The sequence below is a fragment of the Pseudomonas machongensis genome (assembly GCF_034961125.1).
Lineage (GTDB): Bacteria > Pseudomonadota > Gammaproteobacteria > Pseudomonadales > Pseudomonadaceae > Aquipseudomonas > Aquipseudomonas machongensis.
The window spans coordinates 1-5,725 of sequence record NZ_JAYFUI010000148.1; the positions used below are offsets into that span (position 1 = coordinate 1).

Here is a 5,725-nt window from a genome sequence, read left to right on the forward strand (position 1 = left end):
TGTGATGCTGATAATCTTGGCGACTATCAGTCCGTACTCACAAGCACCCACACGAATTGCTTGATTCGATTTGTTAAAGAGCGGTTGGTTAAGAGCTTTTCGTCTCAACCGAGGCGCGCATTCTACGCTTTCCTCATTTGCTGTCAAGCGTTTATTTTGAAGTTTTTTCCGAGAAACTCGTTTAGCTTCAAACACTTGACTCGCTGCGATCTCTCGTAGCGGGAGGCGAATCATACAGCACTCGAAGATACTGTCAACTGCCTTTTTCACCGCTGCCGATCAGGTGATCGAAGCCCTTCACGCCTTGCCGAACTCGCTTAACTCGTTGATTAACAAGGAGTTTTGCGTTCCGTTTGCTGCGGAAGTGGGGCGCATTATAAGGGGATCCGAGAGGGCGTCAACCTTTTATTTCAAAAAAACGATAAGAATGAAAAGCTTAAGCGCGCCGGCCTATCAGACGGGGCACCCGCCGCCATACCGGTGGGACCCGCATCACCATCAGCAGCGCCCCTACCCCGGCATAGATAGCCCACTCCTGCAGGTCCGAACGCACAATCCACAGGAAATGCAGCAAGCCCAGGCCGAGGATCACATAGACCAACTTGTGCAGCTTCTTCCAGCGCGCGCCGAGCCGTCTCTGGCTATAACGGTTGGAGGTCACCGCCAAGGCCAGCAGCCCCAGGAAGGCGATAACCCCGACGATGATATAAGGCCGCTTGCGCAACTCGACGCCAAGCTGCCCCCAGTCGAGCCCAAGGATGAAGACCATATAGGCCGTCATGTGCAGGACGATATAGGCAAAACACCACAATCCCAGCTGTCGCCGCGCAACGATCCAACCACCCCACCCCGTCAGACGCTGCAGAGGGCTCATGCCCAAGGTCACCAGCAGGAACACCAGCGCACCGAGCCCCAACCTGTCTACCAGGATTTTCCCCGGATCCGGCCCAAGCAGGTTCGTAGCCGCCTCATACAACCACCAGGCCGGAAACAGGCAGCCAACGATGAAAATCGCCAAGCGAAACCAGGGATAACGCATCAGTAGTTCTTCCGAAGATCGAGACCGCTATAAAGAGAGGCAACCTCCTCCTCATAGCCATTGAACATCTGAGTGGTACGCACATTGGGGTTGAACAGACCACTGGGCAGCCGCCGCTCACGCGCCTGGCTCCAACGCGGGTGATCGACCTGCGGATTGACGTTGGCATAGAAGCCATACTCGTTCGGCGCCAGCCCCTGCCAAGTGGTCTTCGGTTGCTCGGCCACCAGACTGATGCGCACGATCGACTTGATGCTCTTGAACCCGTACTTCCATGGCACCACCAGACGCAGTGGTGCACCATTCTGGTTGGGCAGTTCGCGCCCATACATGCCAACCGCCAGGATCGCGAGCGGGTTCATCGCCTCATCCAGGCGCAACCCTTCCACGTAAGGCCAGTCGATCAGGGCAAAGCCCGAGCGTTGGCCCGGCATGCTCTTGGGGTCCTGCAGCGTTTCGAAACGCACATAGCGAGCCTTGGAAGTTGGCTCGACCTGCTTGAGCACCTCGGACAGCGGAAAGCCCAGCCAGGGGATGACCATAGACCAGGCCTCGACGCAACGCAGCCTATAGATGCGCTCTTCAAGCTGCAGGGGCTTGACGAAATCTTCCAGCGCGTAGCGCCCAGGCTTGCCGACCTCGCCATGGACCACCACGCTCCAGGGTTCGGTCTTGAGGCTACCGGCATTGGCCGCCGGATCGCCCTTGTCGGGCCCGAACTCATAGAAGTTGTTGTAGTGGGTAGCATCCTTGAACGGCGTGATTGCCTCATCCTTGACCGTCACGGCCTGCCAGCGCGTCGCACCGAGCTTGTCCTTGAACCAGCCAGGTGTCGACCCCGCTTCCACGTCAGCATAGCGTGAAGCCTCGGCGGCCTGGCCGAGCACGGGCAAAGCGCCCAACGCAAACCCGGCTAGAGAGGCACCCAATACAGAGCGGCGAGAGAAATAGACACTTTCAGGGGTAACGTCCGATTCGTTGCAATCGGACGACTTGGGAAGCTTGATGAGCATGGCGGCTCCACAGCACTGGTGGCGGATGTACCAGTAAGACTATGGAGCCGGAGAGTTATTCCAGCATTAAATCTTTTTTCAAACTTTGCGACGACGACCGCGCAGCAAGTACTGCACTGGGCCTGAAACCGCATAGCCGAGGAAGATCAGCAGCAGAATCCGTGGTGGATCGCTGAACACCACGGCGAACACCAGCACCACGGCCAGGATCGCAACAAAAGGTACGCGCCCCTTGAGATCCAGCTCCTTGAAGCTGTTGTACTTGATATTGCTGACCATCAGCATGCCTGCTGCCGCCACCAGCAGCGCCACCAGGAACGACAGTTTCGAGCCCTGGATACCGTAGTCGCTGAAGGCCCAGACGGTACCCGCCACCACACCTGCGGCAGCCGGGCTGGCCAGACCGATGAAGTAGCGTTTGTCGGCGGTGCCGACCTGGGTGTTGAAACGCGCCAGACGCAACGCAGCGCCGGCCACATAGATGAAGGCGACCATCCAGCCGACCTTGCCCATGTCACCCAATGCCCAACCAAAGGCCAACAGTGCCGGCGCCACACCGAAGGCAACCATGTCCGACAACGAGTCGTACTCGGCACCGAAGGCGCTCTGCGTGTTGGTCATCCGCGCCACACGGCCATCGAGGCTGTCCAGAACCATGGCGACGAAGATGGCGATAGCGGCGAAGGCGAAGTACTTGCTCGCCTCGCGCGGGTCGCCTGCGCTCAGGGCGCTCTGCGCACTGATGGAGTTGATGATCGAGTAGAAACCGGCGAACAGGTTGGCGGTGGTGAAGAGGTTGGGCAACAAGTAGATGCCGCGATGCCGGACCTTGCGCCCTTCGGCGTCGTGACCTTCCTCAACATGCTCATCGACAGGTAGCAGGCTTTCGGCGTCGGAGGGCTTGTTCGGCTCTTCGGGACGTTCGCTCATGAAATGCACCTTGCAACTGGGTGGAATAAGTTCGACAGAGGCCGGCGAAACAGGTTCTAACGGCAGGCCTCTGGTCGCTTTATACCAGAAGCTGGCTGCCTAAACGAAAAAACGCGGCCGAAGCCGCGTTTTTAATCTATCGAGGCAAGACTCAGTTCTTGGTCTTGTCGACGATCTTGTTGGCCGAGATCCAAGGCATCATCGAGCGCAGTTGCTCGCCGATGATTTCGATGCCGTGGGCGGCGTTGTTACGACGCTTGGCGGTCATCGAAGGGTAGTTGGTCGCACCTTCGCTGATGAACATCTTCGCGTATTCGCCGTCCTGGATGCGCTTCAGAGCGTTGCGCATGGCCTTGCGGGATTCTTCGTTGATGACCTCAGGGCCGGTGACGTACTCACCGTACTCGGCGTTGTTGGAGATCGAGTAGTTCATGTTGGCGATGCCGCCTTCGTACATGAGGTCAACGATCAGCTTCAGCTCGTGCAGGCACTCGAAGTAGGCCATTTCAGGCGCGTAGCCTGCTTCGACCAGAGTTTCGAAACCGGCCTTGACCAGCTCGACGGTACCGCCGCACAGAACGGCCTGCTCACCGAACAGGTCGGTTTCGGTCTCGTCCTTGAAGGTGGTTTCGATGATGCCGGTACGGCCACCACCGACGCCAGCGGCGTACGACAGTGCGACGTTCTTGGCGTTGCCCGAAGCGTCCTGGTAGACCGCGATCAGGTCAGGAATACCGCCGCCCTTGACGAACTCGGAGCGCACGGTGTGACCCGGAGCCTTCGGCGCGATCATGATCACGTCGAGGTCGCCACGTGGAACGACCTGGTTGTAGTGGATCGAGAAGCCGTGGGAGAAGGCCAGGGTCGCGCCTTTCTTGATGTTCGGTTCGATCTCGGTCTTGTACAGGGTGCCCTGGAATTCGTCCGGGGTCAGGATCATGACCAGGTCGGCAGCAGCGACGGCGGTGGCGACGTCAGCGACTTTCAGGCCGTGGGCTTCTGCCTTGGCAACGGTAGCCGAACCTTTACGCAGACCGACGGTAACGTCTACACCGGAGTCTTTCAGGTTGCACGCCTGGGCGTGACCCTGGGAGCCGTAACCGATGATGGCGACTTTCTTGCCCTGGATGATGGAGAGGTCGCAGTCTTTGTCGTAGAACACTTTCATGGAAATACCCCTGGTTATATCTCGGCCCCGCAGGACCATCGCTAATTGGTGAAGTTAGATGCTGAGTACTTTGTCGCCACGGGCAATGCCGGTGACGCCGCTGCGCACGGTTTCGAGAATCGAAGCGGTGCCGATCGCCTGGATGAAGCTGTCCAGCTTATCGCTGGTGCCGCTCAGTTGCACGGTATACACACTGGCGGTGACATCGACGATCTGCCCACGGAAAATATCCGTGGTGCGCTTGATTTCGGCGCGCTGGGCGCCAGTAGCCTTGACCTTTACCAGCATCAGTTCGCGCTCGATATGAGCGCTCTCCGACAGGTCGACCAGCTTGACCACCTCTACCAGCTTGTTCAGGTTCTTGGTGATCTGCTCGATCACTTCGTCATGACCCACGGTGGTGAGGGTGAGACGCGACAGGGTCGGGTCCTCGGTCGGTGCAACCGTCAGGCTTTCGATGTTGTAGTTGCGCTGGGAGAACAGACCGACCACGCGCGACAAGGCACCAGGTTCGTTTTCCAGCAGCAGGGAAATGATGTGCCGCATATCAGGTACGCTCCGTCTTGCTCAGCCACATGTCACGCATCGAGCCGTCCTTGATCTGCATCGGGTAGACGTGCTCGGTCCGGTCGACCGCGATGTCGATGAACACCAGGCGGTCCTTCATCGCAAAGGCCTCTTCCAGTTTCGGCTTGAGGTCTTTGAGGCTGGTGATGCGGATACCCACATGGCCATAGGCCTCGGCCAGCTTGATGAAGTCAGGCAGCGACTCGACGTAGGAATGCGAGTGACGACCGTTGTAGGACATGTCCTGCCATTGGCGAACCATGCCCAGCACCCCGTTGTTCAGGTTGACGATCTTCACCGGCAGGCCGTACTGCATGCAGGTGGACAGCTCCTGGATGTTCATCTGGATGCTGCCTTCGCCAGTGACACAGGCCACGTCCTGGTCCGGGAAGTTGAGCTTGACGCCCATGGCTGCCGGGAAACCGAAGCCCATGGTGCCCAGGCCACCGGAGTTGATCCAGCGGTTGGGTTTGTTGAAGCGGTAGTACTGCGCCGCGAACATCTGGTGCTGACCTACGTCGGAGGTGACGAAGGCATCGCCATGGGTCACTTCGCACAGGGTCTCGATGACCTGCTGAGGCTTGATGACACTGCCGTCGCCCTTGTCGTAAGGGAACAGGCCGCGGTCACCGCGCCACTCATCAATCTGCTTCCACCAGGCATCGAGGGCCGCCTTTTCAGGCTTCTCGCCGATTTCCTTGAGGATGGCCAGCATCTCGCTGAGCACACTCTCGACCGGCCCCACGATCGGCACATCGGCCTTGATCATCTTCGAGATCGACGCAGGGTCGATGTCGATGTGGATGATCTTGGCGTTCGGGCAGAACTTGGCCGGGCCGTTGACCACACGGTCATCGAAGCGCGCACCCACGGCGAGGATCACGTCGGCATTGTGCATCGCCAGGTTGGCGGTGTAGCTACCGTGCATGCCCAGCATGCCGAGGAACTGGCGATCGGTACCCGGGAAGCCACCCAGCCCCATCAGGGTGTTGGTGACCGGAAGGTTCA

At 58.8% G+C, this 5,725-nt stretch carries 7 protein-coding genes; all 7 read right to left on the minus strand.

Annotated features, from left to right (window positions below; genetic code table 11):
* The coding region (locus VA602_RS14705) for a hypothetical protein (RefSeq protein ID WP_323453581.1) at positions 1-234 on the minus strand (234 nt) is incomplete at its 3' end.
* Between the two features lie 202 nt (positions 235-436).
* The gene (gene msrQ, locus VA602_RS14710; protein WP_063542788.1) at positions 437-1,039 is read right to left on the minus strand and encodes a protein-methionine-sulfoxide reductase heme-binding subunit MsrQ; all 603 of its coding nucleotides are present in this window, start codon (positions 1,037-1,039) and stop codon (positions 437-439) included.
* Complete coding sequence (gene msrP / locus VA602_RS14715; protein WP_323453582.1) at positions 1,039-2,052, minus strand: protein-methionine-sulfoxide reductase catalytic subunit MsrP; 1,014 nt, start codon at positions 2,050-2,052, stop codon at positions 1,039-1,041. Before msrP ends, msrQ begins: the two co-directional genes overlap by 1 nt.
* Positions 2,053-2,130: 78 nt before the next feature.
* Complete coding sequence (pssA, locus tag VA602_RS14720; RefSeq protein WP_054892580.1) at positions 2,131-2,982, minus strand: CDP-diacylglycerol--serine O-phosphatidyltransferase; 852 nt, start codon at positions 2,980-2,982, stop codon at positions 2,131-2,133.
* Positions 2,983-3,133: 151 nt separating this feature from the next.
* A complete protein-coding gene (gene ilvC / locus VA602_RS14725; protein WP_151926452.1) occupies positions 3,134-4,150 on the minus strand; it encodes a ketol-acid reductoisomerase in 1,017 nt (338 codons plus the stop codon).
* Between the two features lie 54 nt (positions 4,151-4,204).
* Complete coding sequence (ilvN, locus tag VA602_RS14730; RefSeq protein WP_003250040.1) at positions 4,205-4,696, minus strand: acetolactate synthase small subunit; 492 nt, start codon at positions 4,694-4,696, stop codon at positions 4,205-4,207.
* Position 4,697: 1 nt separating this feature from the next.
* The coding region (locus tag VA602_RS14735; protein WP_323453583.1) for a thiamine pyrophosphate-dependent enzyme at positions 4,698-5,725 on the minus strand (1,028 nt) is incomplete at its 5' end.